This window comes from Sphaerotilus uruguayifluvii, from assembly GCF_013294065.1.
GTDB classification, from domain to species: domain Bacteria; phylum Pseudomonadota; class Gammaproteobacteria; order Burkholderiales; family Burkholderiaceae_C; genus Sphaerotilus; species Sphaerotilus uruguayifluvii.
Genome location: NZ_JABSNM010000001.1, coordinates 300,072 through 316,645 on the forward strand (window position 1 = coordinate 300,072; position 16,574 = coordinate 316,645).

At 70.7% G+C, this 16,574-nt stretch carries 14 protein-coding genes; 11 read left to right on the forward strand and 3 right to left on the reverse strand.

Going from position 1 to position 16,574, the window contains the following annotated elements; all coding sequences use genetic code 11:
• Nucleotides 1-5 precede the first annotated feature (5 nt).
• On the forward strand, nt 6-2,645 hold the full coding sequence (locus HNQ01_RS01325) for a DUF1631 family protein (protein ID WP_173803505.1): 2,640 nt from the start codon (nt 6-8) through the stop codon (nt 2,643-2,645).
• A 20-nt stretch (nt 2,646-2,665) separates the two neighbouring features.
• Here the strand turns inward: HNQ01_RS01325 and HNQ01_RS01330 are convergent, their stop codons facing one another.
• The 3 genes from HNQ01_RS01330 to HNQ01_RS01340 form a co-directional block, all read right to left on the reverse strand.
• Entirely contained in the window at nt 2,666-3,118 is a 453-nt protein-coding gene (locus HNQ01_RS01330; RefSeq protein ID WP_173803506.1) for a Smg family protein, read from the reverse strand.
• Between the two features lie 66 nt (nt 3,119-3,184).
• On the reverse strand, nt 3,185-4,339 hold the full coding sequence (dprA, locus tag HNQ01_RS01335; RefSeq protein ID WP_173803507.1) for a DNA-processing protein DprA: 1,155 nt from the start codon (nt 4,337-4,339) through the stop codon (nt 3,185-3,187).
• A 20-nt stretch (nt 4,340-4,359) separates the two neighbouring features.
• A complete protein-coding gene (locus HNQ01_RS01340; protein ID WP_173803508.1) occupies nt 4,360-5,541 on the reverse strand; it encodes a LysM peptidoglycan-binding domain-containing protein in 1,182 nt (393 codons plus the stop codon).
• 163 nt (nt 5,542-5,704) lie between these two features.
• Between HNQ01_RS01340 and def the strand changes: the two genes are divergently transcribed.
• The 10 genes from def to HNQ01_RS01390 all read left to right on the forward strand — a co-directional run bounded on the left by def (nt 5,705) and on the right by HNQ01_RS01390 (nt 16,562).
• On the forward strand, nt 5,705-6,220 hold the full coding sequence (gene def, locus HNQ01_RS01345) for a peptide deformylase (RefSeq protein ID WP_173803509.1): 516 nt from the start codon (nt 5,705-5,707) through the stop codon (nt 6,218-6,220).
• Between the two features lie 26 nt (nt 6,221-6,246).
• Entirely contained in the window at nt 6,247-7,194 is a 948-nt protein-coding gene (gene fmt, locus HNQ01_RS01350; protein WP_173803691.1) for a methionyl-tRNA formyltransferase, read from the forward strand.
• A gap of 91 nt (nt 7,195-7,285) precedes the next feature.
• The gene (locus HNQ01_RS01355; RefSeq protein WP_173803510.1) at nt 7,286-7,678 is read left to right on the forward strand and encodes a hypothetical protein; all 393 of its coding nucleotides are present in this window, start codon (nt 7,286-7,288) and stop codon (nt 7,676-7,678) included.
• 110 nt (nt 7,679-7,788) lie between these two features.
• On the forward strand, nt 7,789-8,529 hold the full coding sequence (locus HNQ01_RS01360) for an AzlC family ABC transporter permease (protein WP_353621616.1): 741 nt from the start codon (nt 7,789-7,791) through the stop codon (nt 8,527-8,529).
• Between the two features lie 25 nt (nt 8,530-8,554).
• Complete coding sequence (locus tag HNQ01_RS01365; RefSeq protein WP_173803512.1) at nt 8,555-8,884, forward strand: AzlD domain-containing protein; 330 nt, start codon at nt 8,555-8,557, stop codon at nt 8,882-8,884.
• A gap of 71 nt (nt 8,885-8,955) precedes the next feature.
• Nucleotides 8,956-10,149, forward strand: coding sequence for a phosphoglycerate kinase (locus HNQ01_RS01370; RefSeq protein ID WP_173803513.1), 1,194 nt, complete (start codon nt 8,956-8,958; stop codon nt 10,147-10,149).
• A gap of 232 nt (nt 10,150-10,381) precedes the next feature.
• Nucleotides 10,382-12,685: an NADP-dependent malic enzyme gene (locus tag HNQ01_RS01375; protein WP_173803514.1), complete on the forward strand. Its 2,304-nt coding sequence runs from the start codon at nt 10,382-10,384 to the stop codon at nt 12,683-12,685.
• A 69-nt stretch (nt 12,686-12,754) separates the two neighbouring features.
• Nucleotides 12,755-14,185, forward strand: coding sequence for a pyruvate kinase (gene pyk, locus HNQ01_RS01380; protein WP_173803515.1), 1,431 nt, complete (start codon nt 12,755-12,757; stop codon nt 14,183-14,185).
• Between the two features lie 256 nt (nt 14,186-14,441).
• On the forward strand, nt 14,442-15,506 hold the full coding sequence (gene fba / locus HNQ01_RS01385) for a class II fructose-bisphosphate aldolase (RefSeq protein ID WP_173803516.1): 1,065 nt from the start codon (nt 14,442-14,444) through the stop codon (nt 15,504-15,506).
• Nucleotides 15,507-15,653: 147 nt separating this feature from the next.
• Nucleotides 15,654-16,562: a phosphoribosylaminoimidazolesuccinocarboxamide synthase gene (locus HNQ01_RS01390; protein WP_173803517.1), complete on the forward strand. Its 909-nt coding sequence runs from the start codon at nt 15,654-15,656 to the stop codon at nt 16,560-16,562.
• Nucleotides 16,563-16,574: the final 12 nt, after the last annotated feature.

Here is a 16,574-nt window from a genome sequence, read left to right on the forward strand (position 1 = left end):
AGCCCATGGCCACCGTCTCCCCCTCTTCGGTTCTCGCCGCGCAGGCCCGCCGCCTCTACTGCGAGCATCTGGCGAGGACCATGCCGGGCGTGGCGCATGCGCTGATCGAGCGGCTGCGCGATCTGGTCGCCGAGCAGGCGCGCGCGCCCTCCGGCCTGCACGCGCAGTACCGCGACCTGCTGGTCGACCTGCCGCGGCTGGCGCCGGCCTGGAACCGGGCCTTCGCCGGGCAGATCCAGGCGGTCTCCGGCCTGGGCGGCAGCCGCAAGGGCGCCACGAAGCTCGACGAGCTGGCGATCGTCGACGACGACTCGGTTGACCAGGAGATCCTGGTGTCGCAGATGGCGATGGCGGCGGTCGGCGACGAGGCGGTCTGGGAGTTCTCCGACCTGCGCTTCCGCATGTCCGCGCTCGAGCGGCGCGAGGAGCTCGACGCGCAGGACGTGCTGCGCCCGCATGCGCTGGCGCGAGCGGCCATCGACAGCTGGCGCGCGGCCGGCCTGGGCATCGAGGCCTGGCGCGCGCTGCAGCAGCCGCTGCACGAGGAGTTCTCCGCGCTGATCCACGAGGCCTATCACGAGACCAACCGCTGGCTGGTCGGTCAGGGCGTCTGCCCGGAGATCGACCTGCGCAGCTACATCCGGCGCGGCCGCTCCGACGGTCCGCTGTCGCAGTCCGGCATGTCCGCCCAGGTGGGCGGGGGCGGCACGGGTGGCGGTGGCGGCGGCATGCCGGGCGGAGTGGGCGCCGGCAGCGCGGCGCCGACGGTGATGATGCCTCTGCCCTCCGAGCGCTTTCCCACGCCCGGCGGGTCTTCGGGCCGTGGCGCACTGGGTGGCGGCTGGGCCAGCGGCGGCGCGGGCAGCGGTGCGGGCGGTGGCGGTGCGGGCAGCGGCGGCGTTGGCGCTGGCGGGGCCGGTGGCGGAGGGCCGGGGGGCAGCGGCGGTGCCTCGGGCGATGCGCACGCGGCCGGCCGCGACAGCCGGCACGGCCGGATGTACGAGCCCACGGTGATGGCCGAGCTGCCGGGCCGGCTGCCTGGTGCGCTGCCGGTGCACGCCGGAGTGCATGACGAGACCCGGGTGATGACGCATTCGCCCGGCCTGCAGGTGACGCGCTCGCCGGGGCTGCTGCACAGCATCGAACGCGCCGAGGCCGTGCTGGGCCAGCTCAACCGGCTGGTCGCGCGTCAGGTGCCCGACTTCTACAGCCCGACCGTGGCCCAGCCGCATCCGCCGGCCTCGCCGGCGCTGAATGCGGCCATCAGCGATGCCGAGGTCGCCGTGCGGCGCCGCTTCGAGGAGGGCGCGCAGGGGGCCGACGGCGTGCCGGTGCTGTCGCAGCCGGTGTCGACGCCGGGGCTGCTGCAGGAGCTGCAGACCCGCAAGGCCGCGCTGAAGCAGGCGGCCACGACGCCGGTCGAGCGCGCCACGATCGAGATCGTCGCGCTGATGTTCCAGAGCCTGCTGACCGAGGAGCGCATCCCGGCCGCGGTGCGGGTGTGGTTCGCCCGGCTGCAGATGCCGGTGCTGCGGGTGGCGATCGCCGAGCCGGACTTCTTCGCGACGATCGACCATCCGGCGCGCAAGCTGATCGACCGCATGGGCGGCTGCGTGATGGGCTTCGAGGTCGACGCCGCCGGCGTCAGCGAGCCGATGGAGCGCGAGATCAAGCGCGTGGTCCAGGTCGTCGAGGCCTATCCGGACACCGGCAGGCGCGTCTTCCAGACCGTGCTGACCGAGTTCGAGCGCTTCGTCGAGGAATACTTCAAGACCGAGCATGTCGCCGCGAGCAAGGGCGTGTCGCTGGCGCAGCAGATCGAGCAGCGCGAGACGATGGCGATCCAGTACACCATCGAGATGCGCAAGATGCTCGACAAGGTGCCGGTCCACGACAGCGTGCGCGAGTTCCTGTTCCATGTCTGGGCCGACGTGCTGGCGACCACCGCGGTGAAGACCAGCCCGAACAGCGAGCAGACCAAGGCGATGACGAAGGTCGCCTCCGACCTGATCTGGCTGGCCAGCGCCAAGGTCTCGCGCGAGGAGCGCGCCGAGGCGATCCGCCGGCTGCCGCCGCTGCTCAAGCGCCTGCGCGAGGGCATGGGCTCGGCCGGCGTGCCGATCGCGCGCCAGGACGAGTACGTGCAGTCGCTGAACAATGCGCTGCAGGCGGCCTTCTCGGCCCGCACCGCGACCATCCCGACCGAGCGCCTCGACGAGCTGATGATGCAGCTCGAGGCGCTGGAGGACATGCTGCCCGACGTCGGCAACATCGAGATCGACGAGTCGATGGTGCGCGACCTCTCCGGCCAGGAGACGCAGGACCTGGAGGTGGTCGCCGAGGGCGGCTCGATGCCGACGCCGGCGATGCTGGCCTGGGCGGTCGACCTGACGGTGGGCAGCTGGTTCCGCCTCGACTACCGCGACCGCATCGAGCCGGTGCAGCTGGCCTGGCAGGGCAGCCGCAAGCAGTTCAGCCTCTTCGTCTCGGCGCAGGGCCGCGGCGTGATGTTCCAGAAGCACCGCCTGGCGGCCTTCCTGCAGGCCGGCCTGCTGGTGCCGTTCGAGGAGGAGTCGCTGACGGTGCGCGCGACCCGCGTCGCGCTGAACAAGCTCGACGCCGATCCGGGCCGGCTGCTGCACTGAGCGCAGCGTCGCGCCGGGGCTCAGTGGATGAGCCGGTCCTCGTCGTCGACGAAGAGCTCGTCGAGGATCAGCGCATCGGGCTCCTCGCCCATGCTCCAGAAGACCATCAGCACGATGATCTTCAGGTCCTCGAGCGCCAGCGAGCCGCCGGGGGCGGCCATCGCGCGGTCGACGGCGATCTCGCGCATCGGGGCCGGCAGCACGCCGGCCGATTCCAGGAAGCTCAGGAAGGCGATCGACTCGGTGCCGAGGCGCTCCTGCTCGGCCGGGGTGTAGACCCGCAGCGACAGCGGGCTCTGCGACTGCGACTGCGTCTCCGCGACGCTGGTCAGGCCGTCGAGCCAGCTCAGCGCGTCCTCGATCTCGTCGCTCTCGAAGCCGACCGCGGTCAGCTTGCGCGACAGCTGGTCATGCTCCGGACAGGCATCCGGGCGCCAGTAGTTTTCGTAGAGGTAGACGAGCACGTCGAACATGGATTCACTATACCCGAGGGCATGGTGAGCCGGAGAACCCGTGTTCGATCGCCCCCGTGCACGGGGTCACGCACGATTCTGGCGCTGGAAGATCTGTCCGGGCAGCCGCACGATCTCCTCCATCAGCTCCAGCTCGAGCAGGCGCGCCTGCAGCTCGGGCGTCGGCCAGCCGGTGCGTGCCTGCAGCGCGTCGAGCGTGGCCGGACTCCAGCCCAGCGCCTGAAGGATCGGGTCGTCGGGCGACTCCTGCGACTCCGGCGCGTCCGAACGGGGCGCTTCGCCGTGCGCCGCGGGGGTGTCGGCGGGCGGTGCAGGAGCGCGGCGCAGCGGGCGCAGGTCCTCCAGGATGTCCTCGACCGACTCGACCAGCCGTGCGCCGTCGCGGATCAGCCGGTGGCAGCCGCGCGACTGCGGGCTGCGTATCGGCCCCGGGATCGCGAAGACCTCGCGGTTGCTCTCGAGCGCCAGCCGCGCGGTGATCAGCGAGCCCGACTGCAGCGCGGCCTCCACGACCAGCGTGCCCAGCGCCAGGCCGGCGATCAGCCGGTTGCGCTGCGGGAAATGCGGCGCCAGCGGCCCGGTGCCGAGCACATGCTCGCTGACGATCAGGCCGCCCGAGGCGACGATGCGCGCGGCCAGCGCCTCGTGCTGGCGCGGATAGCAGCGGTCGATGCCGGTGCCGATGACCGCCACCGTCGGCGCGCCGGCGTCCAGCGCGCCCAGGTGGGCGGCGGCGTCGATGCCCAGCGCCAGGCCGGAGACGATGCCCAGGCCCTCGCGGCCCAGCCCGGCGGCGAACTCGCGCGCCAGCGCCGTGCCGCCGGCGGTCGGATGGCGGCTGCCGACGATCGCGACCGCGTCCCGGTCATCCAGCCGGCGCGGCTCGCCGTGCAGGTGCAGCAGCAGCGGCGAGTCGGGCATGTGCATCCAGCCGCGCGGATAGCCTTCGTCGCCGAGGACCAGCAGATGGTGGTCGGGCCGCGCCAGCCAGTCCAGCGTGGCGTCGACCAGCGCGTCGAGGCCGTCGGGCGGCGTGCGCAGCGCCTGCACCAGCGCCTCGCCGACGATCTGGCGCTGCGCCACCGACGAGGCGGCGAACACGCCCTCGGGCGAGCCGAAGGCCGCGAGCAGCTGGCGTGCGCGCTGGCGTCCGCAGCCCGGGGTCTGCAGCAGCCGCAGCCAGGCGGCGATCTCGTCGGGAGCGTGTCCGGCCAGCGGCATCGTCGCGCTCCCGGCCCGGCTCAGGGCTGCGTGAAGCGGTCGCCCGGGCGCACCGCGGTCTGCGCGTCGAGGATCAGCGCGTAGGCGACCCGGTTGAAGACGCGGAACACGAACAGGTGGCCGTGCGGCTCGTCGGGCAGCTGCAGCGTCGCGCGCTGCGGATCGGTGCGGTCGGCCACCCGCTCGCCGGCGCGCTGCAGCACCAGAACATGGCCGCGCTCGATGCCGTCGGCCTGGCCGCGGTTCAGCGCGACGATCTGGTTCTGCCCGGCCGACAGGCCGTCGCCGTAGATCGAGACGATGCGGCCGGCCACCGGTGCGGCCGGCGCGTGCGGCATGAAGTTGGTGGTGTCGCGCGTCGGCGCCTGGGCGAGGCGGTCGCCGGCGCCGGCCTCCTGGCGCAGCGCCGTCAGCACCACGGTGCCGGGCACGATCTCCTGGCTCTTGCCGTCGGCGCTCGGGGTCACGCTGCCCGGGCGCACGTACTCGGCCGAGCCGACGAAGGCGGCCTCGTGGCCGAGCAGCTCCTTCGTGTCGGGGTCGAGCAGCGGGCGTGCCTCGCGGAAGACGCGCCAGTTGCGCAGCGGCGGCATCTCGCCGCGCACGTAGGCCGTGTCGCCGCGGCCGAGCAGCACCCGGCCTTCGCGGCCGGCGACGATGCGCGGCGCGCTCTCCAGCTCGTTGGCCTCGAGCACGATCGCGTCGTTCAGGAAGGGCTCGATCAGGTGCAGCGAGATCGACGCGACCGGGCCGTTGTCGACGTCGCCCGCGCGCACCCGCGGTGAGAGCTTCACGGTGCCCTCGCCGGCCCGGCCGAACTGCAGCCGCGCGCGGCCGCCCTCGCGCACCAGCACCAGCTCCTGGCCGGGATAGATCAGGTGCGGATTGCGGATCTGCTCGAGGTTCATGCCCCAGAGCTCCGGCCAGCGCCAGGGGCTGCGCAGGAAGAGCTTCGAGATGTCCCACAGCGTGTCGCCGCGGCGCACGGTGTGGCTCTCCGGCGCGTTGGGCGCCAGTTCGGAAAGGGGCACGCCCGCCTCGGCCACCTGACGCGCGGTGCCACGCTGGGCGGCGGTGACCGGATAATCGGGGGCAGCGTGAGTCGCCTGGAGCGACAGACCCAGCGTCACCGCCGCCAGCAACCTCAGGGGGCTGGCGACCGTGCGCCGGGTTCGAGCGTGCTCGCCGTGGCACAGGATCATGGAGTTCTTCTCCGTGCGCCGACCCGGCAGGCCTGCGCGAAACACTTCATTCAGACTCGTCGATTCTGCCCCCGAAGCCCTGAGGCTGCAACGAAATCGGCTGTTTTGCCATTTCCGCCGCTTCCGGCGCCCTGATCCACCGTCGCGCCGCGACCGATCCGCCATGAGCCTGCTGACCATCCTCCGCTATCCCGATCCCCGCCTGAACAAGGTCGCCAAGCCGGTGGCGGCCGTCGACGCGCGCATCCGCACGCTGATCGACGACATGTTCGAGACCATGTACAAGTCGCGCGGCATCGGCCTGGCCGCGACCCAGGTCGACGTGCACGAGCGGCTGATCGTCATCGACGTGTCGGAGGAGCGCACCGAGCAGCTGGTGCTGATCAATCCGGAGCTGATCGCGCGCAGCGAGGAGCGCGTCGTCGGCGACGAGGGCTGCCTGTCGGTGCCGACGATCTACGACAAGGTCGAGCGCCACGAGCGCGTCACGGTGCGCGCGCTCGACCGCGAGGGCCGCTCCTTCGACCTGGAGGCCGACGGCCTGCTGGCGATCTGCATCCAGCACGAGATGGACCACCTGATGGGCCGGGTCTTCGTCGAGTACCTCTCGCCGCTCAAGCGCAACCGCATCCGCACCAAGATGATCAAGCGCGGCCGCGACGACGAGGCCGAGGCATGAGCGCGACGCCTGTCTCCCCCGCGCCGCTGCGCGTCGGCTTCGCCGGCACGCCCGAGTTCGCCCGCGAGGCGCTGGCGGCGATGCTGGCCGCGGGTCTGGACGTGCCGCTGGTGCTGACCCAGCCCGACCGCCCGGCCGGGCGTGGCATGAAGCTGCAGCCCTCGCCGGTCAAGCAGCTCGCGCTGGAGCACGGCATCGCGGTGGCGCAGCCGACGAGCCTGAGGCTCGACGGCCGCTTTCCCGACGAGGCCGCGGCCGCGCGCGAGGCGCTGCTGGCAGCCCGCCTTGACGTGCTGGTGGTCGCCGCCTATGGCCTGATCCTGCCGCGCTGGGTGCTGGAGCTGCCGCGCCTGGGCTGCCTGAACATCCACGGCTCGATCCTGCCGCGCTGGCGCGGCGCCGCGCCGATCCACCGCGCGATCGAGGCCGGCGATGCCGAGACCGGCATCACCATCATGCAGATGGACGAGGGCCTGGACACCGGCGACATGCTCTCGGTCGCGCGCGAGCCGATCGGCCCGGACGACACCACCGCGCTGCTGCACGACCGGCTGGCGCTGCTGGGCGGGCGCATGATCGTCGCGGCCCTGGCCGATGCGGCGGCCGGGCGCCTGCAGCCGGTGCCGCAGCCGCTGGAGGGCGTGAGCTACGCGCACAAGATCGACAAGAAGGAGGCGGCGATCGACTGGACGCTGCCGGCGGCGGTGATCGCGCGCCGGGTGCGCGCCTTCGATCCCTTCCCGGGCGCGAGCTTCATTCGCGGCGCCGAGACGATCAAGGTCTGGCAGGCGCGCCCGGTCGAGGGGCAGGGCGCGCCCGGCGAGGTGCTGCCCGGCGACGCCGGCCTGCTGCGGGTGGCCTGCGGCGAGGGCGCGCTGGAGATCGAGCGGGTGCAGCGCCCGGGCGGGCGGCGCCAGCCGGTGCGCGAATGGCTGGCCGGCTGTGACATCCGCCCTGGCGAGCGGCTGGGCTGAAACGGGGCGCTCCGCCCGGGATGCTCAAGTCGCTCCGGGCGACAGACGATAAGCGAGGCAGCCCCCGCCCTCCGCTTGCCCTCCCTCCGCCATGAGACTGCCGAGACTTTCCGTCATCGCCCTGCTCGCCGCGCTGCCCCTGCTGGCCAGCTGCGACCTGCTCGGCATCGAGTCCGGCGAGGCCGTCGCCGCCCGCAACGAGGCCGAGGGCAAGGCCGTCGGCAGCGCCTGCCGCCACGCGATGCGCGCGATCGAGGACTGCTACGTGCTCAATCCGAAGGCGCTGAAGGCTTCGGTCTACGCCGGCTGGCGCGAGATGGACGAATACATGCGCGAGAACAAGCTCGAGGGCATCGCGCCGGTCGTGCCGCGCCCGGTCGAGCCGTCGAAGAAGAAGAAGGCCAAGCCGGCCGAGGACGAGGAGATCATCGACGAGCCCAAGGCCCGGGCCGACGACAAGGCCCACGGCAAGTCGACGCATTGAGCCGGAATCCATGAGGTCCGTGCGCCGGATCTGCTCCGTTTGCCGGCGCCCGATGTGACAATCGGGGGATGTCCCCCCCCGGCTCCCTTGCGGCCGCGCTGAAGCGGCACGTGCTGTCCACCTGTCGCCATCCGGAATTCCGGCATGGCCTGCGGGACATGGCGCCGATGGTGCCGGGTCTGGCCGCCTGGGGCCTGGTCACCGGCGTGGCGATGGTGCGCAGCGGGCTCGATCCCTGGCTGGCGCTGCTGATGTCGCTGACGGTCTACGCCGGTTCGTCGCAGCTGGCCTCGCTGCCGCTGATCGCGGCCGGCGCGCCGATCTGGGTGGTGCTGCTGACCGGCTTCGTCGTCAACCTGCGCTTCGTCATCTACAGCGCGCAGTGGCGCTTCCACTTCGGCCACCTGCCGCGTTGGCAGCGCATGTCGCTGGGCTATCTCGGTGCCGACATCAGCTACGCGATGTGCATGCGGCGCTGGGGCGATTCCGGGGTGCAGCCGGGCCAGATTCCGTATTTTCTCGGCGGCGCGCTGCTGCTGTGGCTGGGCTGGCAGATCCCGTCGATCCTGGGCATCGTGCTGGCCGACGGCGTGCCGTCGCAGTGGGGGCTGGGATTCGCCGGCACGCTGGCGCTGATCGGCCTGACCTGCTCGCTGCTGGTCGACCGCGCGACCTGGGTCTGCGCCGGCGTGGCCGCGGCAGCCGCGGTGGCCGCCTTCGCGCTGCCCTACAAGCTGCACATCGTCGTCGCGGTGGCCGCGGCGGTGGCCGCCGGCCTGATGATGGAGATGCCCGGCGGCGGGGGCGGTCGCCCGGTCGGTGCCGTTCGCCCGGCGCGCCGTCCTTCCTGAGATCGCGTCCGGAGCACCCTGCACGATGTCCAGCCTCGAAGTCCTCCTCACCATCATCGGACTGGCCCTGGTCACCGTGCTGTCCCGCGGCTTCCTGATGCTGCCCGACCGCGAGCTGCCGATGCCGCCGTGGGCGCGGCGCGCGCTGAAGTACGCGCCGCTGGCCGCGCTGGTGGCGATCATCGCGCCCGAGGTGCTGATGAAGAACGGCGCGCTGATCGCCACGCCGCTCGACGCCCGGCTGATCGGCGCGGGCGTGGCGGTGGCCTGGTTCTTCTTCCGCCGCGGCATCCTCGGCACCATCGTCGTCGGCATGGCGGTCTTCCTGCCGCTGCGCATCGGGCTGGGCTGGTAGCCCGGCCGCGCCCCGCCCCGGCTTGTCCTCTTCCTTTCCCTGTTTCATCAACTCCGCAACAGCGACCCACCATGAAAGTTCTCCGCCTCCAGGACCTGATCGCCGACGGCCAGATCGCCGGCAAGCGCGTCTTCATCCGCGCCGACCTGAACGTGCCGCAGGATGACGCCGGCAACATCACCGAAGACACCCGCATCCGCGCCTCGGTGCCGTGCGTCAAGATGGCGCTCGACGCCGGCGCCGCCGTCATGGTCACCAGCCACCTGGGCCGCCCGACCGAAGGTGAATTCAAGCCGGAAGACACGCTGGCCCCGGTCGCCGCGCGCATGAGCGAGCTGCTCGGCCGCGAGGTCAAGCTGGTCTCGAACTGGGTCGACGGCGTGGACGTCGCCCCGGGCGAGGTCGTGATGCTCGAGAACTGCCGCCTGAACAAGGGTGAGAAGAAGAACAAGGAAGAGCTGGCGCAGAAGATGGCCGCGCTGTGCGACGTCTTCGTGCATGACGCCTTCGGCACCGCGCACCGCGCCGAGGCCTCGACCTACGGCATCGCCCAGTTCGCCAAGGTGGCGTGCGCCGGCCCGCTGCTGGCCGCCGAGATCGACGCCATCTCCAAGGCCCTGGCCAACCCGAAGCGCCCGCTGGTGGCCATCGTCGCCGGCTCCAAGGTCTCGACCAAGCTGACGATCCTGAAGGCGCTGTCTGCCAACGTCGACGGCCTGATCGTCGGCGGCGGCATCGCCAACACCTTCATGCTGGCCGCCGGCCTGAAGATCGGCAAGTCGCTGGCCGAGCCGGATCTGGTCGGCGAGGCCAAGGCCGTGATCGAGGCGATGGCCGCACGCGGCGCCGCCGTGCCGATTCCCGTCGACGTGGTCTGCGCCAAGACCTTCTCGGCCGACGCCGAAGCGACCGTCAAGGCCGCGACCGACGTCGCCGACGACGATCTGATCCTGGACATCGGCCCCAAGACCGCCGAGATCCTGGCCGCCCAGCTCAAGGCCGCCGGCACCATCGTCTGGAACGGCCCGGTCGGCGTGTTCGAGTTCGACGCCTTCGCCAAGGGCACCGAGACGCTGGCGCGCGCGATCGCCGAGAGCGAGGCCTTCTCGATCGCCGGCGGCGGCGACACGCTGGCCGCGATCGCCAAGTACGGCATCGAAAAGGACGTTGGCTACATCTCCACCGGCGGCGGCGCCTTCCTGGAAGTGCTGGAAGGCAAGACCCTGCCGGCCTTCGAGATCCTGAGCAAGCGCGCGGCGGGCTGATCCCGCGTGCTCACGCCGGGCCGCGCGCCCGGCCTGCGTCGTTCCGGTCTGTGCCGTTCTGGCACAGGCGGGTGTTCCTGCGCATCTTCATGCCTTTTCTGCATGAGCACTGCGGCTGGCGGCATGAACCCCGCTTTCAGGCCCTTGCGCACGGGAAGTACGCATGCGGGCCGCTTTCGTCGGCAGTAATCTGCGCTCCCTTGTTGATTTGTGTGCTTCAGGAGCGCCCTCGATGACCCAATCCTTGTCTCCCGCCGAACAGGCTCTGCGTGATGCCGCGCTCGAATATCACCGTGCGCCGGTCCGGGGCAAGATCGCCGTCACCCCGCTCAAGCCGCTGATGAACCAGCGCGACCTGTCGCTGGCCTACTCGCCCGGCGTGGCCTATCCCTGCCTGTCGATCGAGCAGGATCCGTCGAAGGCGGCCGAGTACACCTCGCGCGGCAACCTGGTGGCCGTGGTCACCAACGGCACCGCGGTGCTGGGCCTGGGCGACATCGGCCCGCTGGCGTCCAAGCCGGTGATGGAGGGCAAGGGCTGCCTCTTCAAGAAGTTCGCCGGCATCGATGTCTTCGACATCGAGCTGGCCGAGCGCGATCCGGACAAGCTGGTCGAGATCATCGCCTCGCTGGAGCCGACGCTGGGTGGCATCAACCTCGAGGACATCAAGGCGCCCGAGTGCTTCTACATCGAGAAGAAGCTGCGCGAGCGCATGCGCATTCCGGTCTTCCACGATGACCAGCACGGCACCGCGATCATCTCGGGCGCGGCGCTGCTCAACGGCCTGGAGCTGGTCGGCAAGAAGATCGGCGAAGTGAAGATGGCGGTGTCGGGTGCCGGCGCGGCGGCGATCGCCTGCCTGGACCTGATGGTCGGTCTGGGCGTGAAGGTCGAGAACATCTTCGTCTGCGACTCCAAGGGCGTGATCCGCGAAGGCCGCGGCGACCGCCTGGACGAGTCCAAGCAGCGCTACTGCCAGAAGACCGACGCGAAGACGCTGGCCGACGTGGTGCGTGACGCCGATGTCTTCCTGGGCTGCTCGGCCGCCGGCGTGCTGACCGCCGACATGGTCGCGACGATGGCCGACAAGCCGATCATCCTGGCGCTGGCCAACCCCGAGCCGGAGATCCGCCCCGAGATCGCCAAGGCGGCGCGGCCCGACTGCATCATCGCCACCGGCCGCTCGGACTATCCGAACCAGGTCAACAACGTCCTGTGCTTTCCCTACATCTTCCGCGGCGCGCTGGACTGCGGCGCCACGAAGATCACCGAGGCGATGAAGCTGGCCTGCGTGCGCGAGATCGCCGCGCTGGCCAAGGAGGAGACCAGCGACGAGGTCGCGGCTGCCTATGCCGGCCAGGACCTGAAGTTCGGCCCCGAGTACCTGATCCCGAAGCCCTTCGACGCGCGCCTGATCCTGCGCATCGCGCCGGCGGTGGCCGCGGCCGCGGTCGAGTCGGGCGTCGCCGAGCGCCCGATCGCCGATCTGGACGCCTACCGCGACTCGCTGACCCGCTACGTCTACCAGACCGGCATGTTCATGCGCCCGGTGTTCGCCACCGCCAAGGCCAATCCGGCGCGCATCGTCTACGCCGAGGGCGAGGACGAGCGCGTGCTGCGCGCGGTGCAGGCGGTGCTGGCCGAAGGGCTGGCCCGGCCGATCCTGGTGGGCCGCCCGGGCGTGATCGCCTCGCGCATCGAGCGCGCCGGCCTGCGGCTGAAGCCGGGCGTCGACTTCGAGGTGGTGAACCCCGACGAGGACGCGCGCTTCCGCGAATGCTGGGAGGAATACCACCGCATCATGAAGCGCGACGGCGTGTCGGTCGAGGCCGCCAAGGCCGCGGTGCGCCGCTCCACGACGCTGATCGCGACGCTGCTGGTCAAGCTCGGCCATGCCGACGGCATGCTCTGCGGCCTGCACGGCCGCTATGACACGCACTTCGACTACGTGCGCCAGGTCATCGGCCAGAAGGCCGGCGCCAAGGTCTTCGCGACGATGAACGCGCTGATGCTCGAGGAACACAACCTCTTCATCACCGACACCTTCATCAACGAGCAGCCCACCGCCGAGGAGCTGGCCGAGATCGCGCTGATGGCCGCCGAGGAGGTGCGTCGCTTCGGCCTGCCGCCGAAGGTCGCCTTCCTGTCGCACTCGATGTTCGGCACCTCGCAGCGCCCGTCGGCCAAGCGCATGCGCGCCGCGCACGACCTGTTCGTCGAGCGCGCGCCCGAGATCGAGTGCGACGGCGAGATGCACGGCGACGCGGCGCTGTCGGAGGAGATCCGCCGCAACATCCTGCCGGACTCGACGCTGACCGGCTCGGCCAACCTGCTGGTGCTGCCGAACATCGATGCGGCCAACATCCTGTTCAACGTGCTGAAGGTGACCGCCGGCAAGGGCGTGACCGTCGGGCCGGTGCTGCTGGGTGCGGCCGCGCCGGTGCACATCCTGACGCCGTCGGCCTCGATGCGCCGCATCGTCAACATGACGGCGCTGGCGGTCGCGGATGCGGCCGAAGCACGGCGTTCTTCGTAACCACCTTGTTCTGAACGGCGGTCGATAATCCCTGGCACTGCGTTTTTTCGACACCCAGGAGACCGCCCGATGCCCCGCCATACCAAGATCGTCGCCACCCTCGGCCCCGCCTCGTCCGACCCGGCGGTGCTGGAGCGGATCATCCGCGCCGGGGTCGACGTCGTGCGGCTGAACTTCAGCCATGGCAAGGCGCAGGACCACATCGACCGCGCCACGCTGGTGCGCGAGGTCGCCGCCCGCGTCGGCAAGCCGGTGGCGATCATGGCCGACCTGCAGGGCCCGAAGATCCGCGTCGGCAAGTTCGCCGAAGGCCGGGTGATGCTGGAGGCCGGCGCGTCCTTCGTGCTCGACGCCAGCCGCACCGAGCCGGGCGACCTCGAGGGCGTGGGCCTCGACTACAAGGAGCTGCCGCGCGACGTGCGGCCCGGCGACACGCTGCTGCTCAACGACGGCCTGATCGTGCTGGTCGTCGACGCGGTGCGCGGCGACAAGGTCCACACCGTCGTGAAGATCGGCGGCGAGCTGTCCAACAACAAGGGCATCAACAAGCAGGGCGGCGGCCTGACCGCCCCGGCGCTGACCTCCAAGGACATGGAGGACATCCGGACCGCGATGTCCTTCCAGTGCGAATACCTGGCGGTGAGCTTCCCGAAGAGCGCCATCGACATGGAGATGGCGCGCCAGCTCGCCAACGTCGCCGGCGAGCCGTGGCGCCACAAGCCGGGCATGATCGCCAAGATCGAGCGCACCGAGGCCATCCCGCAGCTCGAGGCCATCCTGAAGGCCTCCGACGGCATCATGGTCGCGCGCGGCGACCTGGCGGTCGAGGTCGGCAACGCCGCCGTGCCGGCGCTGCAGAAGAAGATGATCCGCATGGCGCGCGAGATGGACAAGGTCGTCATCACCGCCACGCAGATGATGGAGTCGATGATCCAGAACCCGGTGCCGACCCGCGCCGAGGTCTCGGACGTCGCCAACGCGGTGCTCGACGGCACCGATGCGGTGATGCTCTCGGCCGAGACGGCCGCCGGCAAGTACCCGGTCGAGACGGTCGAGCAGATGGTGGCGATCGCCGAGGCCGCCGAGGCGGCCGAGGAGATCCACTTCGAGGCCGACATGGGCAGCCGCACCGTCGGCCGCATCGACCAGTCGATCGCGATGGGCGCGCTGTTCACCGCGCATCACCTGGGCTGCAAGGCCATCCTGGCGCTGACCGAGTCGGGCTCGACCGCGCTGTGGATGAGCCGCCACCGCATCGACGTGCCGATCTACGCGCTGACGACGCAGTCGCTGTCCGAGCGCAAGATGGCGCTCTACCGCAACGTGCGTCCGATCCTGATGCCCAAGTTCGAGGACCGCGACACCGCGCTGGCCGCGGCCGAGCAGCTGCTGGTCGAGCGTGGCGTGCTGCGTCCGGGCGACACCTACGCGATCACCTGCGGCGAACCGATGGGGTACCCGGGTGGAACCAACATGCTGAAGGTCTGCCGCGTCGGCTGAGGCCGCGGACCCGCCCGCGGTCTGCGGGCCGGCGATGTAACCCGACGGGGGTGACGTGTAACTCGTCACCCCCGTTGTGCAAAATTGGCACGCATCGGGCCCCGGCCAAGGGGCTGCTTCAGCGGAAATCGCGCATCTGCACGATGGCGTGCCCGTAGAATCTCGGAAGTTTCAGGGTGGTTTCAGGGGTGTTCGACCCATCGGGTGCCCGGTCAGCCGCCCGCGCCGGTTTCCAGTCCCTTCTGAGGTTCTTCCCATGCCCCTCGTTTCCATGCGCCAGCTGCTGGACCATGCCGCCGAAAACGGCTATGGCATTCCGGCGTTCAACGTCAACAACCTCGAGCAGGTCCAGGCGGTGATGGCCGCCGCCGACGAAGTCGGCGCCCCGGTGATCCTGCAGGCCTCGGCAGGCGCGCGCAAGTACGCGGGCGAAGCCTTCATCAAGCACCTGATCCTGGCCGCGTCGGAAGCCTATCCGCACATCCCGATGGTGATGCACCAGGACCACGGCACCAGCCCGAAGGTCTGCGCCGGCGCGCTGGAGCTGGGCTTCGGCTCGGTGATGATGGACGGCTCGCTGCGCGAGGACGGCAAGACCCCGGCCGACTTCGGCTACAACGTCGACGTGACCCGCCAGGTCGTCGCGATGGCGCACAGGATCGGCGCCACCGTCGAGGGCGAGCTGGGCTGCCTGGGCAACCTCGAGACCGGTGACGCCGGCGAGGAAGACGGCATCGGCGCGGTCGGCAAGCTCGACCACAGCCAGATGCTGACCGACCCGGAAGAGGCCGCCCGCTTCGTCCAGGAAACCCAGCTCGACGCGCTGGCCATCGCCATCGGCACCAGCCACGGCGCCTACAAGTTCAGCCGCCCGCCGACCGGCGACATCCTGGCGATCTCCCGCGTCAAGGAGATCAACGCCCGCATCCCCAACACCCACCTGGTGATGCACGGCTCCTCGTCGGTGCCGCAGGACCTGCGCGCCATCATCAACCAGTACGGCGGCGCGATGAAGGAGACCTACGGCGTGCCGGTCTCCGAGATCCAGGAAGCCATCAAGTACGGCGTGCGCAAGATCAACATCGACACCGACATCCGCATGGCGATGACCGGCGCGGTGCGCAAGTTCATGGCCGAGAACCCGGAGAAGTTCGACGCGCGCGAATGGCTCAAGCCCGCCCGCGAGGCCGCCAAGGCGATCTGCAAGCAGCGCTACATGGAGTTCGGCTGCGAAGGCCAGGGCTCGCGCATCCAGGGCGTCTCGCTGGCCGTGATGGCCCAGAAGTACGCTGCCGGCGAGCTGGCGCAGAAGGTGCTCTGATCCCCGGAATCCGCGCGGCCCGCTGCCGGGCGCCTGCGCGTTTTTCCTGATCCGACGGCCCGCCCCTGGCGGGCCGTTCTTCTTGGTACCCGGGGTCGCGCGCCTACAATCGGCCGGTTTCAAGACAGCCTCAGCCGAGTCCACGCCGTGACCACCGCCCTGCACAACTCCAGCCTCCACTCCCTGCCGCTGCTCGCGCGCGGCAAGGTGCGCGACAACTACGCCGTCGGCGAGGACCGCATCCTGATGGTCGCCACCGACCGGCTGTCGGCCTTCGACGTCATCATGGAAGAGCCGATTCCCGGCAAGGGCGCGCTGCTGACCCAGGTCGCGCTGTTCTGGTTCGCGCGACTGGGCCACATCGTGCCGAACCACCTGACCGGCGAGGATCCGCTGTCGGTCGTGGCCGACGACGAGCGCGACCAGGTCCGCGACCGCTCGATGCTGGTCAAGCGCCTGAAGCCGCTGCCGGTCGAGGCGGTGGTGCGCGGCTACCTGGCCGGCTCGGGCTGGAAGGAATACCAGGACAGCCGCTCGGTCTGCGGCGTGGCGCTGCCCGAGGGTCTGACCAACGCGGCCAAGCTGCCCGCGCCGATCTTCACGCCGGCCACCAAGGCCGACGTCGGCGACCACGACGAGAACATCAGCTTCGACCGCATGGTCGAGATCATCGGCCGCGAGCTGGCCGAGCAGGTGCGCGACATCTCGATCCGCCTGTACACCACCGCGGCCGAGCATGCGCTGACCCGCGGCATCATCATCGCCGACACCAAGTTCGAGTTCGGCCTGGACGAGAACGGAGCGCTGGTGCTGATGGACGAGGTGCTGACGCCCGACTCCTCGCGCTACTGGCCGGTCGAGAGCTATGCCGCGGCCCTGGCCGCCGGCGAAAACCCGCCGAGCTTCGACAAGCAGTACCTGCGCGACTGGCTCGAGGCGGTGCGCATCGACGGCAAGCCGTGGGGCAAGGTCAAGCCGGCGCCGGCGCTGCCCGCCGAGGTGATCGAGCACACCGCGGCCAAGTACCGCGAGGCCCTCGAGCGCCTGATGGGCTGAGCCGGGCGGCCG